Origin of the sequence: Oceaniglobus trochenteri (assembly GCF_020529025.1) — a bacterium.
GTDB classification, from domain to species: Bacteria; Pseudomonadota; Alphaproteobacteria; order Rhodobacterales; family Rhodobacteraceae; genus Oceaniglobus; species Oceaniglobus trochenteri.
Map to the genome: position 1 here is coordinate 335959 of NZ_JACNMM010000005.1, position 18315 is coordinate 354273.

Consider the following 18315-nt stretch of genomic DNA (forward strand, 5'->3'; position numbering starts at 1 on the left):
TCAATCCTGCCTTTTGCTCTGCCTTGCGCGGATCGCCTCGCCCGCCCTTACCCGCGCCAGATGGTCTGTTTCGGCGACGGTATCAAGTGTCATCTGCCCCGACAGCAAGGCATCGCCCGCCATCGCGGTCAGGGTTTCCTCGACCACGGGCGCCATTTCAAGGAAGCCCAGATCGCCGTCGATGAAGGCATCCAGCGCCCGTTCCTTGGCGCCGTTGAACACCGCGCCACTCAGGCCCCCGGCCTGCATCACCTCGCGCGCAAGGCGCAGGGCGGGATAGCGGGCCTCATCCGGGGCGCGGAAGGTGAACTGCCCCAGGGCCGCGAAATCCAACCGCTCGACCGGCAGCGCACGGCGTTCGGGCCAGTGCAGGGCAAAGCCGATGGCATGGCGCATGTCGGGCGGGCCGACGTGGGCCATGATGCCCCCATCCACAAAGCCGACCATGGCGTGGATCATCGATTCCGGGTGGATCAACGGTTCGATCCGTTCGGGGGCGATGCCGAAAAACTCATGGGTTTCAATCAGCTCCAGCGCCTTGTTGAACATGCTGGCGCTGTCGATGGTGATGCGCTGGCCCATGTCCCAATTCGGATGGCTTGACGCCTGGGCCGGGGTGGCGCGGGCCAGATCGGCCAGGGGCCAGTCGCGGAAGGCGCCGCCGCTGGCCGTGATCACGATCCGTTCAACGGTGGCGATGTCTTCGCCGATCAGGGCCTGGAAGACGGCGGAATGTTCGCTGTCCACCGGCAGGACGATGGCGCCGTGCCGCTTTGCCGTCTCCATCAGAAGGGTGCCGGCGGTGACGAGGGATTCCTTGTTGGCCAGTGCCAGGGTCGCGCCCTGTTTCAGGGCCGCCATGCCCGGCGCCAGGCCCGCCGCGCCGACGATGGCCGACATGACCCAATCGGCCGGGCGTTCCGCCGCCGCGACGATGGCCCCTGCCCCGGCGGCGCAGTCTATGCCGCTGCCGGCAAGATGGTCGCGCAGGGCGGGCAGGCAATCGTCATAGGCGGTCACGGCAATCTGTGCGTTGTGCCGGCGCGCGAGGTCGGCCAGAAGCGCCACGTTGCGCCCGCCGCTCAGCGCGATCACATCATAGCTGTCGGGCGCACGGCCGATCAGGTCAAGCGTGTTGCCCCCGATCGAACCCGTCGCCCCGAACACCGAAACCCTGCGTCGGGTCATAGAACCCCCGGCGGGAAATCCACCAGCTGTTCCACCAGCAAAAGAAAGACCGTCGCGCCCAGCATGCCGTCGAACCTGTCGAACAACCCGCCATGTCCGGGCAGAAGGTTGCTGCTGTCCTTCACGCCCACCCGGCGCTTGACCGCGCTTTCGGCGATGTCGCCCATCTGGCTGGCCATGGACAGAGCGATGGCGATGCCGATGATCTGGCTTGCAGCCCCCGTGGCCAACATGAAGACAACCCCGACAATCGCCGCCCCGACCCAGCCGGCGACGGTGCCCGACCATGTCTTCTTTGGGCTGACGCGGGGCCAGAACTTGGGCCCGCCGATGAAGCGGCCCGCGAAGTACCCGGCAATATCGGTGGCCGCCACGATCAGCACCAGCCACAGCATCCAGACGAAGCCGAATTCGCTGCGCAGGATGAACAGGCCGAAGCCTGCCAGCAGGATCATGATGCTGAAGATGGCAAAGGTGGCCCGGCGGTGGTGCAACTGGCCGAACCCCACGAAGGCGGGCGCCAGCAGAAGCGGCAGGGCAAAGCCCGGCGCCACAAGGTCGGCCACCAGAAGGGCCAGGCCCGACACCCCCGCGATCATCACCGCCGGGGCCTCGGTATCCAGCATGCGGGTCAGCTCCCACATCATTACCGCCGAAACCGCGACCGTCAGCAGCAGGAACAGCCAGCCCCCCACCCAGACGCAGATCAGCCCGACCGCCGCGATCACGGCGCCCGAGGCGACGCGCACGATCAGATCATCCCACTGCCCCGGCTTCGAGGTCATGCAGGAACGGCCCCGAAACGGCGTTCCCGCTTGCCATAACCGGCAAGGACACGGGCGAATTCGGTGGCATCGAAATCGGGCCAGAGCGTGTTGACGAATTCATATTCGGCATAGGCCGACTGCCAGAGCAGGAAGTTGGAGATCCGCGCCTCGCCGCTGGTGCGGATCACCAGGTCGGGGTCGGGCAGGAAACAGGTGTCAAGAAAGCGCGCCAGGGTGGTTTCGTCCACCGCATCGGGCGAAAGCCGCCCCTCGGCCACTTCGCGGGCCAGGCGCTTGGTGGCGCGGCCCAATTCGTCGCGCCCGCCATAGTTCAGCGCGACGGTCAGGTGCACCCGGTCGTTGCCGCTGGTCAGAAGCTCGATCTCGTCCATCACGCGGCGCAACTTCGCGTCCAGTTGCAGGCGGTCGCCGATGAAGCGCACGCGCACCCCCTCGGCCAGAAGATCGCGCGCTTCCGACGCGATATAGCGGCGGAACAGCTTCATCAGGCCCGAAACCTCGGCCTGGGTGCGTTTCCAGTTCTCGGTGCTGAAGGCAAAGACGGTCAGGTACTTGACCCCGTGATCGGGACTGGCGCGCACGATCTCCTTGACGCGCTTGACCCCGGCGTGATGGCCAAAGAGGCGCGGTTTGCCCTGCCCCTGCGCCCAGCGTCCGTTGCCATCCATGATGATCGCCACATGGCGCGGCCCGGTCCGTTGATCGGTGTCGTCGGTCTTGCTGCTCATGTCTGCCTCTCTTTCATGGTCGTGTCGCGGACGGCTTGCCCAAGACACGGACGCGGACGGCGGCGGGTTTCACCCCGCCGGGCCCGTTCAGACCTGCATGATCTCTTCCTGCTTGTTGGCCAGCACCGAGTCGATCTTGGCGATCCCGGCATCGGTCAGCTCCTGCACCTCGGCGCTCCAGACCTTGTGGTCGTCCTCGGACATGCCGTTGGCCTTCATCTTCTTCAACTGGTCCATACCGTCGCGGCGCACGTTGCGGATGGCCACGCGGGCATCCTCGGCCCGCTGTCCGGCCACCTTGGCCAGTTGGGCGCGCCGCTCCTCGTTCAGCTCGGGAATCGGCAGGCGGATCGTCAGGCCGTCAATCACCGGGTTGATGCCAAGGCCCGACTCGCGGATCGCCTTTTCCACCTTGCCCATCAGGGCCTTGTCCCAGACGGTGACGGTCACCATGCGCGGTTCGGGAACGTTGATCGTGCCCACCTGGTTGATCGGCGTCAGCTGGCCATAGGCGTCAACCATGATCGGTTCCACCATGCTGCCCGAGGCACGACCCGTGCGCAGCGATGCGAATTCGTGGCGCAGCGCATCCATCGCACCGTCCATGCGCCGCTTCAGGTCGTCAATATCAAGATCGAAATCGTCATCTGCCATGTCTTACCTCATATCGTCCGATAGCGCCTGCACGGCACACTTTTGGCGTTTATACCTTTAACCATGCACGATTGTATAGGTGCCTTTGCCCGCCAGGATCCCGCGGAAACCGCCGGGTTCATCCAGTGAAAACACCACGATGGGCAACTTGTTGTCGCGGGCCAGGGCGATGGCGCTGGCGTCCATCACCTTGAGATTCTTGGTCAGCACCTCGTCATAGCTTACCCTGTCGTACCGCTTGGCATCGGGGAACTTCACCGGGTCCTTGTCATAGATCCCGTCCACCTTGGTGCCCTTGAAGATCGCCTCGCAGGCCATTTCGTTGGCGCGCAGGGTGGCGGCGGTGTCGGTGGTGAAATAGGGGTTGCCGGTGCCCGCGGCGAAGATGCAGACCCGCTTCTTTTCAAGGTGGCGCACGGCGCGCCGCCGGATGTAGGGCTCGCAGACCTGGTCCATAGGAATGGCGCTGATCACGCGGGTGTGGATGCCCAGTTCTTCCAGCGCGCTTTGCATCGCGAGGGCGTTCATCACCGTGGCCAGCATGCCCATGTAGTCGGCCGTGGTGCGCTCCATCCCTTGGGCGCTGCCCTGCAGGCCGCGGAAAATGTTGCCCCCGCCGATCACCATGGCGATCTCGACGCCAAGATCGTGAACCGATTTCACCTCGGCCGCGATCCGCTGCACCGTGGGCGGATGCAGCCCGAAGGCGGTTTCACCCATCAGTGCCTCGCCCGAGATCTTCAGCAGAACCCGTTTGTAGGTCACCTTGCCGTCGCCTGCCTGAGCGTCTGTCATCTGTTCCTGTCCCGTGAAATTGCCGCCGATTGTATCGCCCGCCTAAATGTCGCAAAACCGGGCGGGTTTCAATGCAGCAAAGGGCATGGCGTGGACAAGGCGGCGATCATCGCGCAGGCGGGGGCCGAAAGGCCGGTGCTGATTGCCGGCCCGACGGCTTCGGGGAAGTCGGCGCTGGCGCTGGCGATTGCCGAAACCGCGGGCGGAGTGATCGTGAATGCCGATGCGCTTCAGGTCTTTGGCAACTGGCGGGTTCTGACCGCCCGCCCCGACGATGGCGACCTGGCCCGCGCGCCCCATGCCCTTTACGGCCATGTGCCCGGCGATGCGCCTTATTCCACGGGCCATTGGCTGCGCGATGTGGCGGGCCTTCCGGGCGGCGCGCGCCCCATCATCGTGGGGGGAACCGGCCTTTACTTTGCCGCGCTGACCGAGGGGCTGGCCGAGATTCCGCCCACCCCGTCCGAGGTGCGCGCCCTGGCCGATGCAAGGCTGGCGCAGGACGGCGCCCCTGCCCTGCTGGCCGAACTTGACGCCGCCACCGCCGCGCGGATCGACCGGCTGAATCCCGCCCGCATCCAGCGCGCCTGGGAGGTGCAGCAGACCACCGGGCGCGGTCTGGCCGCCTGGCAGGACGAAACGCCACCGCCGCTGATGCCGCCCGAAACCTGCCTGCCGGTGGTGATCGACGCGCCGCCGGAATGGCTCTCTCCGCGTATCGAACGCCGCTTCGACATGATGCTGGATCAGGGCGCGCTGAACGAAGCGCGCGCCAATCTGCCCGGCTGGGATGCCCGCCGCCCCGCGTCGCGGGCCATCGGCGCACCCGAACTGATTGCCCACCTCAGGGGCGACATCACGCTGGATGAGGCCCGCAGCAGGGCCATTGTCGCCACCCGGCAATATGCCAAGCGGCAGCGCACCTGGTTTCGCAAACGAATGCGCGCATGGCATCACATTGTCGCCGGTGCGGATACGACGCCGGGGTGATCGACGTGGCGGCGGGAAACATCGTTTGACTCGGACAGCGATTCCCCCGACCTTCGCCCATGGGGGGCCTGCCAGCCACAATCCCGTTTCATTCTGCCGCAACGAGGGTCTGATCTGCCATGACCAACGCCGAAATCGCCACGTCGGGATTCCGCCTTGTACCGCTACAGCGGTTCGCCCAGGGGGGACGCTGGCGCACCGAAGCAATGCGCAGCCATTCCACCCCGGTTCTCTACTGGTTCACGCGCGGTCAGGGCCGAATCACCATCTCGGGGGTCACGCGCGGGTATGGGCCGCACAACGCCATCCTGCTGCCGGCGCATACGATGCATGGCTTCGACATGATGGGGCAGGTTTCGGGCAGCGCGCTGTTCTTTCCGCGCAACGATGAAATTGCCGTGCCCGATCAGCCGCTGCACCTGCGCCTGCGCGAAGCACAGCAGCAGGCCGAGATGGCCTTTCAGGTCGACAACATCCAGCGCGAACTGGAACTGGGCGCCGATGCGATGGAGCGCGCCCTGCTGCACCACGCCGGGCTTCTTACCGTCTGGCTGGAACGCCACGCCGGCCCCGACGCTCTTGACCATGACCCGGCCGAGGCGCGCGCCGCCGACCGTCTGGCGGCGGCCTATGCCTCGCTTCTTGAACGCGACTTTCGCAAGGGGCGCGGCGTGGCCGATTACGCCGCCGCGCTGGGGGTAACGGCAACCCACCTGTCGCGCAGTTGCAAGGCCGCCAGCGGGCGCACCGCGTCGGCCCTGCTGCACGACCGGGTGCATTACGAGGCCCGCAAGATGCTGCGCGACACGCGTCTGCCGATCAAGGACGTGGCATTGGCGCTGGGGTTCCGCTCGGCCGCCTATTTCACCCGGGCGTTTCAGCATCAGACCGGCCTCACGCCCTCGGCTTTTCGCCGCGCCGACGGCTGAGACACTGACCAAAGCGGTTTGAACCTTGCACCCCGGCCTTGCCGGGCCATGGGGCCTGTCGCCATGGCGTGGGGGGCAATGTCGCTTTTCATCCTCAAAAATGTCGCTTATGATCGACAAGATGACGAAAGCGAACGTTGACGCCTGCCGATTTAGCGTGCCGAATGGACGCTACCGACACACGAGCGTCACACCGCATCACGCGGAGAAAAACAGATCGACGCCAGACCGCCGCAAAAGACTGCGTCACTCAGGGAGCAAGAAATGACTGTTGAAACGACTGACAACCGGGTGCACCCGGCTGCCGCAATGTACCTGCGCGAACACAAGGCCGGCCAGATGGACCGCCGCGAATTCCTGGTGCGGACCACGGCCCTCGGGGTTTCGGCCGGCGCCGCCTATGGCCTGTTGGGCCTGAATGCCCCGGCGCAGGCCGCCGCCCACATCCAGAAGGGCGGCACGCTGCGCTGCCAGATGGAAGTGCGCGCCCTGAAGGACCCGCGCACCTATGACTGGACGCAGATCGCCTATCTTACCGCCGGAACGCTGGAATATTTCGTCGAATACAACAGCGACGGTTCGTTCCGCGGCATGCTGCTGGAAGGCTGGGACGTGAACGACGATGCCACCGAATATACCCTGCACGTGCGCAAGGGCGTGAAGTGGAACAACGGCGACGATTTCACCGCCGATGACGTGGTGCGCGTACTGAACGACTGGTGCGACCAGTCGGCCGAGGGCAACTCCATGGCCGGGCGCATGGCCACCCTGATCGACCCGGAAACCGGCAAGGCGCTGGATGGCGCGATCACCGCCACCGACAGCCACACGGTGGTTCTAAAACTGCCCGCCCCCGACATCACCATCATCGCCGGCATGTCGGATTACCCGGCGCCGGTCTATCATTCGTCCTTCGATGTGAACGCCGATCCCTCGACCATGGTGGGCACCGGGCCGATGAAGATCGAAAGCATGGAAGTGGGCGTGAAGGCCGTTCTGGTGAAGACCGATCACCCCTGGTGGGGCGACGAGGCCTTCGAGGAAGGCGGCTTCTACCTCGACCGGATCGAATACATCGACTACGGGCAAGACCCGGCCGCCTGGGTCGCCGCCGCCGATGCCGAGGAAATCGACACGATGTACGAGAACGTCGGCGAATTCATCGACGTGTTCGACGCCATCGGCTGGGTCAAGTCCAGCGTCGCCACCGGTGCCACCATCTGCATCCGCCCCAACCAGCTGGCCGAGGTGGATGGCAAGCGGGTCTATGAGGACAAGCGCGTGCGCCAGGCCCTCTCCATGGCCGTCGACAATGCGGTCTGCCTTGAACTGGGCTATTCCGACCGCGGCGTTCTGGCCGAGAACCACCATGTCGCGCCCGTGCACCCCGAGTACAACCCCGACGTCAAGCGTCTTCCCTTCGACCCGACCAAGGCCAAGGCCCTGATGGACGAAGCGGGCATGGGCGATTTCGAACATGAACTGTTCAGCATCGACGACGACTGGCGCAAGAACACCACCGATGCCGTCGCCGCCCAGTTGCGCGATGCCGGCATTCCGGTCAAGCGCACCCTGCTGCCCGGCGCCACCTTCTGGAACGACTGGACGAAATACCCCTTCAGCTCGACCAACTGGAACCACCGCCCGCTGGGCACCCAGATCCTGGGCCTGGCCTATCGGACCGGCGAGGCCTGGAACGAGGCCGGGTTCAGCAACCCCGAGTTCGACAACCTGCTGGCCGAGGCGAATTCCATCGCCGACGTGGACCAGCGGCGCGAGGTGATGGGCAAGCTGCAGACGATCCTGATCGAGGAAGGCGTCACGATCCAGCCCTACTGGCGGTCGCTGTTCCGCCACTCGCGCGAGGGTGTCGTGGGCACCGAGGCGCATATCGCCTATCTGCCGCAGATCTACAAATGGGCCCTGGCCGCCTGATCGGGCGACCAAGGCAAGGACCGGGGCGCGCGTTCGGCGGCGCGCCCCAACGCCGACGGGCCAGCCCAGACGCCGCAAAAGGCGCACAGGCCCGCACGAGCCACCTGACAGGGAGCCACCATGGGTCTGTTCTTTCTGCGCCGTCTTGGCGTCATGCTGCTGACGGCGCTGTGCCTGACGTTCATCGTGTTCTGGCTGACCAACCTGCACCCGAACCTTGAAAAGCTGGCCAAGACCCAAGGCAACTTCCGCATGTCGGACGAGGCCGTGGCGACCTATCTGGGCAATCGCGGCTATCTGCAATCCACCCCGGTGAAATACGGCCAGTGGCTGGGCGTGCTGCCCGGCTACGTGATCGAAGGCACCGATGGCGAAACCCGCGGGCGGTGCTTTGTGAACGGAGCCGATCCGGTGGATGCCCCCACCTTCTGCGGCGTGCTGCAGGGCGACTGGGGCAGTTCCACCGTCTTTCGCGACGAGGTAAGCAGCATCATCGCCACCCGCCTTGCCCTGACCGGCAAGCTGATGTTCTGGGTGCTGGTGCTGATGATCCCGGCGGCGCTGATCGTGGGCGTTCTGGCGGGCATGCGCGAGGGGTCGCGCACCGACCGATCGCTTTCCGTCGTCTCCATCGTTTCGACCGCGACGCCGGAATATGTCTCGGGGGTGATCCTGATCGCCGTCTTCGCCAGTTCGGCGGTGGGGCTGAAGTGGTTCAAGGGCACCGCCACCAGCGCGATGGAAAATGCCACCTTCGAGAATTTCTTCCTGCCCGTCTTTACCATCGCCCTTTACGGCATGGGCTATATCGCGCGGATGACCCGGGCCTCGATGGCCGAGGTGATGACGGCGCAATACATCCGCACCGCCCGCCTGAAGGGGGTCAGCTTTGGCAACATCGTGGTGAAGCACGCCCTGCGCAACGCCCTGATCGCCCCCTTCACGGTGATCATGCTGCAAATCCCATGGCTTCTGAACGGCGTGGTGATCGTGGAAACCCTGTTCAACTACAAGGGCTTCGGCTGGACTCTGGTGCAGGCGGCGCAGAACAACGACATCGAGCTTCTGCTGGGGGTCTCGGTCGTGTCGGTGGTGGTGGTGCTGATCACGCAGCTGATCTCGGACATCGGCTATGTCTATCTCAACCCGCGCATCAGCGTCAGCTAAGGAGGGGGTGTCATGGAGCCGCTTTCATTCACACAGATCACCCTGGCGATCCTGGCCGAGCTTCTGCCCGTCTGGATCGGCCTTGCCGCCGTCTTTTTCCTGTCGCTCAGATACCGGCGCCGCCTTGGGCTTTATGGCAAGCTGTTCGACAGCACCATCGGCATGATCGGTTTCGCCATCGTGCTGTTCTGGGTGCTGACCGCCATCTTCGGCGCCCTCGACCTGATCGGCACCCACGACCCCCTGGCCCAGGCCTCGGGGATGAAGAACAAGGTGCCCGGCACCCCCCTGCGCGGCGCCGAGGACGGCGAATACGGCTGGTATCTGCTGGGGGGCGACAACCTGGCGCGCGACGTGTTTTCCCGGGTGATCGCCGGTGCATGGGAGGTGATCCGGATCGCGCCCTTTGCCACGCTCTTTGCCTTCATGGTGGGCATCACCCTGGGCCTGCCGGCGGCCTATTACGGCGGCAGGCTGGACACGGTGCTGTCCTTCATCGCCAATCTGGTGCTGGCCTTTCCGGTGATCCTGCTGTTCTACCTGCTGGTGACACCGGAAATCGTCGCGACCGGCATTCCCGTCTACATGGCGGCAGTGCTGTTTCTGTTTCCGCTGATCTTCGCGGTGATCCTGTTCAATTCGCGGTTTCACGTGCAGCCCGCAAAGCGCAACCTCTATCTTGCGGTCACGCTGGTGGTGGGGCTGTGGCTTTACCTCGGGATCGCCTGGAACGCCGATCCGCTGGGCATCATATCCTTCCCGCCCAACCTTCTGGTGGTCTTCGTAGCGGTGGTCTTCGTCAATTCGCCCACGGTGTTCCGTATCGTGCGGGGCCTGGCGCTGGACATCAAGACGCGCGACTATGTCGCCGCCGCCCAGACCCGCGGCGAAGGCCCCTGGTACATCATGCTGTGGGAGATCCTGCCCAACGCCCGCGGGCCGCTGATCGTCGATTTCTGCCTGCGCATCGGATATACGACGATCCTTCTGGGCACGCTGGGCTTCTTCGGGCTGGGCCTGTCGCCGGAAAGCCCGGACTGGGGCAGCACGATCAACGAGGGGCGCAAGCTCTTGTCGATCTACCTGCACCCCGCGCTGCCGCCTGCGCTGTCGCTTCTGTCGCTGGTGCTGGGGCTGAACCTTCTGGCCGACGGGCTGCGCGAGGAATCGTTGCGCGACTGAATTTTGCGTCCCGCGCCGTGGGGGGCCAGCCCCCCACACCCCCCGGGATATTTCTGGACCAAAGATGAGGGCAGGACGAACCGCCCCTTGGGAGACGACAGATGAGCGATACCTATGACGGGCCGATCCTGGAGATCGAGAACCTTTCGATTTCGTTCTTTACCCGGCTGCGTGAAATTCCCGCCGTCATGGATTTTTCCACCCGCGTAATGCCGGGCGAGGCCATGGGCCTGGTCGGTGAATCGGGATGCGGCAAATCCACCGTGGCGCTGGGGGTAATGCAGGATCTTGGCGTGAACGGGAAGATCGTCGGCGGATCCATCAGGTTCAAGGGGCGCGATCTTGGCGCGATGTCGCCCGAGGAATTGCGCGATATCCGGGGCAAGGAGATCGCAATGATCTACCAGGAGCCCATGGCCAGCCTCAACCCGGCCATGAAGATCGGCAAGCAGCTGATCGAGGTGCCGATGATCCACGAGGGGCTTTCGCAAAAGGAGGCCCGGGCGCGGGCACTTGAGGTGGTGACCGATGTGAAGCTGCCCGACCCCGAGCGGATACTGAAAAGCTATCCCCACCAGTTGAGCGGCGGGCAGCAGCAGCGCATCGTCATCGCCATGGCGCTGATGAGCAAGCCCTCGCTGTTGATCCTGGATGAACCCACAACGGCGCTGGATGTGACGGTCGAGGCGGCGGTGGTGGATCTGGTCAAGGATCTGGGCAAGAAATACGGCACCTCGATGCTGTTCATCTCGCACAACCTCGGCCTTGTTCTGGAAACCTGCGACCGGCTGTGCGTGATGTATTCCGGCGAGGCGGTGGAGACCGGCAGCATCGCCGATGTCTTCGACCAGATGCAGCATCCCTATACCCAGGCGCTGTTCCGCTCGATCCCGCTGCCCGGCGCGGACAAGAACGCGCGCCCCCTGGTGGCGATTCCGGGCAACTTTCCCCTGCCCCACGAACGCCCGCCGGGCTGCAACTTTGGCCCGCGCTGCGATTACTTCGAGGCGGGGCGCTGCGATGCCGGGGCGATCAGGATGCGACCGGTCAAGGGCGACGACCGGCACGGGTCGCGCTGCGTGAGGTTCGAGGAGATCGACTGGACCGCGCCCGCCAGTGCCGCGACCATCCAGGAGAAAGGCGAGATCGGCGAGGTGGTTCTGAAGATGGACGACCTGCGGAAATACTACGAGGTTTCGGCCAGCGCCCTGTTCGGCGGCAGTGACCGGCGAAAGGTGGTCAAGGCGAACGAAACCCTGAGCTTCGAGGCCCGCGAGAGCGAGACATTGGCCATCGTCGGGGAATCGGGCTGTGGCAAATCGACCTTTGCCAAGGTTCTGATGGGGCTGGAGACCGCCACCTCGGGCGAGATCACGCTGGACGACCGGCCCATCGGCAATGTCCCCATCGAGCAGCGCGATACGGGCACGGTTTCAAGCGTCCAGATGGTGTTTCAGAACCCCTTCGACACCCTCAACCCCAGCATGACCGTGGGTCGGCAGATCATCCGCGCGCTCGAGGTTTTCGGGATCGGCAGCTCCGAGGCCGACCGGCGCCAGCGGATGCTGGAATTGCTGGACCTGGTGAAGCTGCCGCGCGCCTTTGCCGGGCGGATGCCGCGTCAGCTTTCGGGCGGGCAGAAACAGCGGGTGGGCATTGCCCGCGCCTTCGCGGGGGGCGCGCGCATCGTGGTGGCGGATGAGCCCGTATCGGCGCTGGATGTTTCGGTGCAGGCGGCGGTGACCGACCTGTTGATGGAGATCCAGCGCACCGAGAAGACCACGCTTCTGTTCATCAGCCACGACCTGAGCATCGTGCGCTATCTCAGCGACCGGGTGATGGTGATGTACCTGGGCCACGTCGTCGAGATCGGCACCACCGAGCAGGTCTTTGCCCCGCCCTATCACCCCTATACCGAGGCCTTGCTGAGCGCGGTGCCCATCGCCGACACCAGCATCGTGAAGAAGCATATCGTGCTGGAGGGTGACATTCCCTCGGCCATGAATCCGCCGTCGGGTTGCCCTTTCCAGACGCGCTGCCGCTGGAAAAGCGAGGTGCCGGGCAACCTTTGCGAAAAGGAGGTGCCGCCCATGGTCAGCCTGGCCAGCGGGCATGACATCAAGTGTCACCTCGAGCGCGCGATCCTCGAGGGGATGGAGCCGGTGATCAGCCAGGCCGCCGACTGACGCGCCGCGCCTAGCTGCCCCAGATGGCCAGGACATAGTTCTGCGTTTCCCTGTAGGGGGGGACGCCGCCGTGTTTTTCAACCGCCCCCGGCCCGGCGTTGTAGGCCGCCAGCGCCAGGCGCCAGGATTGGAACTTTTCGTACTGGCGGCGCAGGTAGCGGGCGCCGCCATCCAGGTTCTGGCCCGGATCGTTCGGGTCGACCCGCATCCGCTGTGCCGTTGTCGGCATCAGCTGGGCAAGGCCGATGGCCCCCTTGTGGGACACCGCCTTGGGGTTCCATCCCGATTCCCGCTGCACGAGGCGCAGGAACAGGTCTTCGGGGATATTGTGCTTGCGCGCCGCGGTGCGCGCCATGGCCAGGTAGGGGCCGCTGTACTTGCCCACATAGCGGGGCGCTGTCGCCTCGGCGATGCGCCCGGGGATCTTCACCTTGTCGGGCTGAAGGCGCACCGAATTGGCGTATTGCTTGGCCGCGCGCCTGTCGAGAACGCTGGTCTGGGATTGAAAGAGCTTGATCCTGTTCTTGGATGAAACCGTCAGGTTTTCTGCCTGGGATGCCACCGGCATGACACAAAGAACCGCCAGCAACACTGAGACCTTGCCGATCATTAATCTACCCCGCCGCCATTTCGCGCCGACTATACCCCAAAGGCGCGGCTTTTCCACCCCGGGAACGCTTTAGCGCCTGTTAACCGAGAACGCGCTAAGTTAACACCGGTGAACGGAGCAAGAATCGAAGGAGTGCGGACCATGGCAGGTTCTGTGAACAAGGTGATCCTGATCGGCAATCTGGGCCGCGATCCCGAAGTGCGGAATTTCCAGAACGGCGGCAAGGTGTGCAACCTGCGCATCGCCACCTCGGAAACCTGGAAGGACCGGAACACCGGTGAACGCCGCGAGCGGACCGAGTGGCACAGCGTCGCGATCTTCCAGGAGGGGCTGGTGCGCATCGCCGAACAATACCTGAAAAAGGGCTCGAAGGTTTATATCGAGGGCAAGCTGCAAACCCGCAAGTGGCAGGACCAGTCGGGACAGGACCGCTATTCGACCGAGGTGGTTCTTCAGGGCTTTGACGGCGTGATGACCATGCTTGACGGGCGCGATGGCGGCGGCGGCGGTGGCGGCGGCAACTATGGCGGCGGCGGCGGATACCCCGACGATCGCGATGGCGGCTACGGTGGCGGCAACGATCGTGGCGGCCCGGGCGGCGGACGCGGCGGGCCCGCGGGCGGCAGCGACATGGACGACGAAATTCCGTTCTAGGCCAGGCCTGAACCAACGGTGGCGCGCCCTGCGCGCCACGACATCACCTGCGCGCGCGGGCGCGCCCCGCAGGCGCCGCCCTGCGCCTTCGGGCCAGGCCTCAGCCGGCAGAGTCGCGCAGGGCGGCGCGCACCACCTCGGGGTTCACATCTTCGGTGACGAAGGCCTGGCCGATCCGGCGGGCCATGATGAACCGAAGCTTGCCATCCACCACCTTCTTGTCCTGGCCCATCAGGCCGATCAGCGCCTCGGGGCCCGGCAGATCGCCTGGAATGTCGGACAGGTCTGTTTTCATGCCCATGGCACGCAGGTGGGCGCGCACGCGGCTGGGGTCTTCCTGCGGGCAAAGACCCATGCGCGCCGAAACCTCGAAAGCCAAAGCACAGCCGATGGCCACGCCCTCCCCATGCAACAGCCGGTCGGAATAGCCCGTCGCCGCCTCAAGCGCGTGGCAGAAGGTATGCCCCAGGTTCAGAAGCGCGCGGTCGCCCTGCTCGGTCTCGTCGCGGGCCACGATGTCGGCCTTCATCTGCACCGAGCGGCGCACCGCCTCGGCCCGCAGGGCGCGGTCTCCGGCGGCCAGCGCGGGGCCGTTCTCTTCAAGCCACGAAAAGAACGTCTCGTCCCCCAGCATCCCGTATTTCGCCACCTCGCCGTAGCCCGACAGAAGCTCGCGCCGCGGCAGGCTGTCCAGCGCGACGATATCGGCCAGCACCATCGCGGGCTGGTGGAAGGCGCCGACCAGGTTCTTGCCCTGGGGCGCATTGATGCCGGTCTTGCCGCCCACCGAACTGTCGACCTGCGCCAGAAGCGACGTGGGGATCTGCACGAACCGCACCCCCCGGCGCAGGACGGCGGCGGCGAACCCCGCCAGATCGCCGATCACCCCGCCCCCCAGCGCGATGACCACGTCGCGCCGTTCGATGCGCTGTTCCAGCAGCCATTCGACGGCGCGGGTGAACTGCGGCCAGCCCTTTGTCGATTCGCCCGCGGGCAGGGACAGCGACACCATGTCGATTCCCGCCTCGGCCAGGCCGGCGCGCAGGGGGGCAAGATGGGCGGCGGCCACGTTTTCATCGGTGATCACCGCCACCCGCGACCGGTGCAGCAGCGGCGCCACATGCGCCCCCGCCTGCGCGATCAGCCCCTCGCCGATCCGCACGTCATAAGACCGTTCGCCCAGTTCAACCCGCACATCCACCGTCATCGTCACTTCCTTGTCAGAACATCGGGGCGGGTCAGCAGAACCTCGATCACGCGGCCCACCATGTCGTCGATGGAATAGCGTGCATCGCTTTGCACCGAAAGGTCGGCCTTCTGGTACAGCGGCACCCTTTCGTCGAATATCTTCTGCAGCGTCGCGAAGGGGTCGGCCGTGCGCAGAAGCGGGCGCGTATCCTTGTGACGCACCCGCGACCACAGCAGCCGCACATCCGCGTTCAGCCAGACCGACACCCCGTGATGCGAAATCGCCTTGCGGTTCCGGGCGGCCAGAAAGGCACCGCCCCCCGTGGAAAGGATGCCCGGTTCGGCCTGCAACAGCCTGTCGATCACCTGGCTTTCCTTGGCACGGAAGAACGTTTCGCCATCGCGCGAGAATATCTCGGCGATGGTCCGGTTGGCCGCCGCCTCAAGCTCATGATCCGAATCACGGAAGGCCACGTTCAACGCCCGGGCCAGCGCCGTGCCCACGGCGGTCTTTCCGGCCCCCATCATGCCCACAAGAACAACGGTTTTCTTCAGCTGATATCCCACCCCGGCAGTGTCCCGCTCATTACTTTGCTTTCTTTCCCTGAATGGCGTGATATTGCCGGAAAGACCATATATAATTCCCGGCAAGGGCCGCAGAGCCCGCAACTGGCAGGCCACCCGGGAAGGGAATGTTGATGCTCCGTCTATTGAAATTGTTGGTTTTTCTCGCCATCGTCGGCTTTATCGGGCTGACGGGCTTCGCCTATCTCGGCGACATGCGGCCCGAGAAAACCGATATGGTTGTCCCCGTGACCCTTGATGCCGACTAGACTATTTCGCCATGCCATTGCGCTGCTGGCCCTATGTGTGCCCGGCGTGGCACAGGCCGAAGCGCCGCTGTCGGCCATCGACTGGCTGTCGGACAGCGTGATTCTTCCCGCGCCGGTGGCCCTGCCCCGCCGCGTCGCGCCCGAGCGCAACGACATCGCCACATCCGCCTTGCCCGAAGAGGTGACGGTGCGCCCGCTGGACCGCGCCAACCCCGACACCGTCGGGCTGGTTCCGGCGCGCCGGGCCGGGTTGCCCGCCGATCTCTGGGGGGCCTCTTCCTCGGACAGCCTCGCGCGGCTTCTCGCGGCCCAGGACGCCCCCGAGCTTTCGGCGCTGCGCGACCTGCTGAAGGCGATGCTGACGGCCGAGCTTGATCCGCCCGACGATTCGGTGGGCAACACCACCCTGTTCCTGGCCCGCATCGACGCGCTGCTGGCCCTGGGCGCCCTGGACGAGGCGGCCGAGATGCTGGACCGCGCCGGGCGCACGGAGCCGATCTATTTCCGCCGCTGGTTCGACATCTCGCTGCTGAACGGCACCGAAGACCGCGCCTGCGCGCGGATGCGCGCCCTGCCGCAGATTTCGCCCACCTATGCCGCGCGGATCTTCTGCCTGGCGCGGGGGGGCGATTGGCAGGCGGCTGCCCTCACGCTCGACACTGCCGAGGCATTGGGCCTGATCAAGCCCGAGGAGGACGAGCTTCTGGGCCGCTTCCTTCTGGCCGAACTGTCCGACAACGCCCCGCCCCTGCCCTTCGTGCGCAACCCCTCGCCGCTGGTCTTTTCGATGTATGCCGCCGTGGGCGAACCGATCTCGACCCAGAACCTGCCCATCGCCTTTGCCCATTCCGACCTGCGGCCCATCAACGGCTGGAAGGCCCGCATCGCCGCGGCCGAGCGTCTGGCCCGTGTCGGCGCCCTGTCGGGTGCGCGGTTGCTGGAAATCTACAGCGAACGTGAACCCGCCGCTTCGGGCGGCGTCTGGGACCGGGTCGAGGCGGTTCAGACCCTCGCCCGCGCCATCAACGACGAGGACGGCGCCGCCGTCTCGGCCACCCTGCCCACCGCCTGGCGCGAGATGCAGGACAACGACCTGGAAGTGCCCTTCGCCGAAGCCATCGCCGAGGCCATCGATCCGCTGCCGCTCAGCGGGGCGGCGGTGAACCTGCAACTGCGCATCGGGCTTCTGTCCACCGGGTTCGCCGCGGCCGCGGCGCGTGCGCGGGCCGATACCCCGCAACAGGCCTTCTGGCTGGCGCTGGCCCAGGGCGAGGCCCACCGCACCACCCCGCCCGACGCGCTGAGCGGGGCAATCCGCGACGGGTTCCGCGATCAGAAGCCGCCGGAACGGCTTCAGGCGCTGCTGGACGAGGACCGCCGCGGCGAGGCCGTGTTGCAGGCGATCACGCTGTTTGCCCGCGGCGCCGACGGCAACCTCGATGAATTGCAGCATGCCATCGCCGTGCTGCGCGCCGTCGGGCTGACCGAACAGGCGCGGCGGGCGGCGCTGCACCTTCTGATCCTCGGGCCGGAAGGATGAGCGTTTCGATGCCCCGCCGGATCCAGACCTTCCTGGAGGCGCAGGCGGCCGAACTGGATGCCGCCGAGAACACCCGCCTTGCCTATGCCCGCGACCTCAGGGATTTCACCGAGTGGCTGGAGCGCAAGGCCCTTGATTTCGACAGCGCGCAGCGCGCCGACATCGAAGCCTACCTGATCGACTGCGACGCCCTGGGCCTGGCGCAATCCACCCGGGCCCGGCGGCTTTCGGCGATCAAGCAGCTTTACCGCTTCGCCTTTGAAGAGGGCTGGCGCGCCGACAACCCGGCGATCCAGATCAAGGGCCCGGGCCGGGCCAAACGCCTGCCCAAGACGCTGAGCGTGGATGAGGTGGACCGCCTGATCGGCGCCGCCCAGACCGCCGGATCGTCTCGCGATGACCGGCTGCGCAACACCTGCCTGATGGAGATCCTCTATGCCACCGGCATGCGGGTAAGCGAACTTGTCTCGCTGCCGGTCGCCGCCGCGCGGGGCGATCCGCGCATGTTGCTGGTGCGCGGCAAGGGCGGCAAGGAGCGCATGGTGCCGCTGTCGCCCTCGGCCCGCGATGCCCTGACCACCTGGCTGGCCCGGCGCGACGGGAAAGACGCCGAGCGGATGGCCAAACGCCTGCCTGCTTCGAAATTCCTGTTTCCGAGCCATGGCAAGCAGGGCCACCTGACCCGGCACCGCTTTTACACCCTGATCAAGGAACTGGCGGTCGAAGGCGGCGTTTCCCCCGCCAAGGTCACGCCGCACACCCTGCGCCATGCCTTTGCCACCCACCTTCTGGCGGGGGGGGCCGATCTGCGCTCGATCCAGACGCTTCTGGGCCATGCCGACGTGTCGACGACGGAAATCTACACCCACGTCCTGGACGCCCGCCTGCGCGAACTGGTGCTGGAACATCACCCCCTTGCCAAGGACCACTAGACGCGCGGTCTTGAAA

At 65.7% G+C, this 18315-nt stretch carries 18 protein-coding genes; 10 read left to right on the forward strand and 8 right to left on the reverse strand.

Features of this window, described 5'->3' with window-relative positions; genetic code table 11:
• From dxr to pyrH, 5 genes are all read right to left on the reverse strand, one after another.
• On the reverse strand, positions 1-1188 hold the full coding sequence (gene dxr, locus H7828_RS10990; RefSeq protein WP_226781072.1) for a 1-deoxy-D-xylulose-5-phosphate reductoisomerase: 1188 nt from the start codon (positions 1186-1188) through the stop codon (positions 1-3).
• Positions 1185-1973, reverse strand: a complete 789-nt coding sequence (locus tag H7828_RS10995) for a phosphatidate cytidylyltransferase (RefSeq protein WP_226781073.1) — start codon at positions 1971-1973, stop codon at positions 1185-1187. The genes dxr and H7828_RS10995 overlap by 4 nt, the downstream gene beginning before the upstream one ends.
• Positions 1970-2704 (reverse strand): polyprenyl diphosphate synthase, encoded by a 735-nt coding sequence (gene uppS, locus H7828_RS11000; protein ID WP_226781074.1) that lies wholly within the window; start codon positions 2702-2704, stop codon positions 1970-1972. The genes H7828_RS10995 and uppS overlap by 4 nt, the downstream gene beginning before the upstream one ends.
• Positions 2705-2791: 87 nt before the next feature.
• Positions 2792-3358: a ribosome recycling factor gene (gene frr, locus H7828_RS11005; RefSeq protein ID WP_226781075.1), complete on the reverse strand. Its 567-nt coding sequence runs from the start codon at positions 3356-3358 to the stop codon at positions 2792-2794.
• A 57-nt stretch (positions 3359-3415) separates the two neighbouring features.
• Positions 3416-4153 carry a UMP kinase gene (pyrH, locus tag H7828_RS11010; RefSeq protein ID WP_226781076.1) on the reverse strand — a complete coding sequence of 246 codons (738 nt, stop codon included), beginning with the start codon at positions 4151-4153 and terminating at the stop codon, positions 3416-3418.
• A 90-nt stretch (positions 4154-4243) separates the two neighbouring features.
• Between pyrH and miaA the strand changes: the two genes are divergently transcribed.
• The 6 genes from miaA to H7828_RS11040 all read left to right on the forward strand — a co-directional run bounded on the left by miaA (position 4244) and on the right by H7828_RS11040 (position 12542).
• Positions 4244-5143: a tRNA (adenosine(37)-N6)-dimethylallyltransferase MiaA gene (gene miaA / locus H7828_RS11015; protein ID WP_226781077.1), complete on the forward strand. Its 900-nt coding sequence runs from the start codon at positions 4244-4246 to the stop codon at positions 5141-5143.
• Positions 5144-5262: 119 nt separating this feature from the next.
• Positions 5263-6072 carry a helix-turn-helix transcriptional regulator gene (locus tag H7828_RS11020; protein WP_226781078.1) on the forward strand — a complete coding sequence of 270 codons (810 nt, stop codon included), beginning with the start codon at positions 5263-5265 and terminating at the stop codon, positions 6070-6072.
• Between the two features lie 264 nt (positions 6073-6336).
• The gene (locus H7828_RS11025; protein WP_226781079.1) at positions 6337-8007 is read left to right on the forward strand and encodes an ABC transporter substrate-binding protein; all 1671 of its coding nucleotides are present in this window, start codon (positions 6337-6339) and stop codon (positions 8005-8007) included.
• A gap of 120 nt (positions 8008-8127) precedes the next feature.
• On the forward strand, positions 8128-9174 hold the full coding sequence (locus H7828_RS11030; protein ID WP_226781080.1) for an ABC transporter permease: 1047 nt from the start codon (positions 8128-8130) through the stop codon (positions 9172-9174).
• A gap of 12 nt (positions 9175-9186) precedes the next feature.
• Complete coding sequence (locus H7828_RS11035) at positions 9187-10356, forward strand: ABC transporter permease (protein WP_226781081.1); 1170 nt, start codon at positions 9187-9189, stop codon at positions 10354-10356.
• 101 nt (positions 10357-10457) lie between these two features.
• Positions 10458-12542: a dipeptide ABC transporter ATP-binding protein gene (locus H7828_RS11040; RefSeq protein ID WP_226781082.1), complete on the forward strand. Its 2085-nt coding sequence runs from the start codon at positions 10458-10460 to the stop codon at positions 12540-12542.
• Positions 12543-12552: 10 nt separating this feature from the next.
• Here the strand turns inward: H7828_RS11040 and H7828_RS11045 are convergent, their stop codons facing one another.
• Positions 12553-13152, reverse strand: a complete 600-nt coding sequence (locus tag H7828_RS11045; protein ID WP_226781083.1) for a lytic transglycosylase domain-containing protein — start codon at positions 13150-13152, stop codon at positions 12553-12555.
• Between the two features lie 141 nt (positions 13153-13293).
• On the opposite strand from H7828_RS11045, the gene ssb reads away from it, so the two are divergent.
• The gene (ssb, locus tag H7828_RS11050; protein ID WP_226781084.1) at positions 13294-13806 is read left to right on the forward strand and encodes a single-stranded DNA-binding protein; all 513 of its coding nucleotides are present in this window, start codon (positions 13294-13296) and stop codon (positions 13804-13806) included.
• A 100-nt stretch (positions 13807-13906) separates the two neighbouring features.
• Here ssb and aroB read toward each other — a convergent pair whose 3' ends face one another.
• Positions 13907-15013 carry a 3-dehydroquinate synthase gene (gene aroB, locus H7828_RS11055; RefSeq protein ID WP_226781085.1) on the reverse strand — a complete coding sequence of 369 codons (1107 nt, stop codon included), beginning with the start codon at positions 15011-15013 and terminating at the stop codon, positions 13907-13909.
• A 2-nt stretch (positions 15014-15015) separates the two neighbouring features.
• Complete coding sequence (locus H7828_RS11060; protein ID WP_226781125.1) at positions 15016-15612, reverse strand: shikimate kinase; 597 nt, start codon at positions 15610-15612, stop codon at positions 15016-15018.
• A gap of 80 nt (positions 15613-15692) precedes the next feature.
• On the opposite strand from H7828_RS11060, the gene H7828_RS22840 reads away from it, so the two are divergent.
• From H7828_RS22840 to H7828_RS11070, 3 genes are read left to right on the forward strand one after another with little or no spacing between them, the layout of a single operon-like run.
• A complete protein-coding gene (locus H7828_RS22840) occupies positions 15693-15827 on the forward strand; it encodes a hypothetical protein (protein ID WP_281070729.1) in 135 nt (44 codons plus the stop codon).
• The gene (locus H7828_RS11065; protein ID WP_226781086.1) at positions 15817-17367 is read left to right on the forward strand and encodes a hypothetical protein; all 1551 of its coding nucleotides are present in this window, start codon (positions 15817-15819) and stop codon (positions 17365-17367) included. Before H7828_RS22840 ends, H7828_RS11065 begins: the two co-directional genes overlap by 11 nt.
• Before the next feature lie 8 nt (positions 17368-17375).
• Positions 17376-18299 (forward strand): site-specific tyrosine recombinase XerD, encoded by a 924-nt coding sequence (locus H7828_RS11070; RefSeq protein ID WP_226781087.1) that lies wholly within the window; start codon positions 17376-17378, stop codon positions 18297-18299.
• Positions 18300-18315 lie beyond the last annotated feature (16 nt).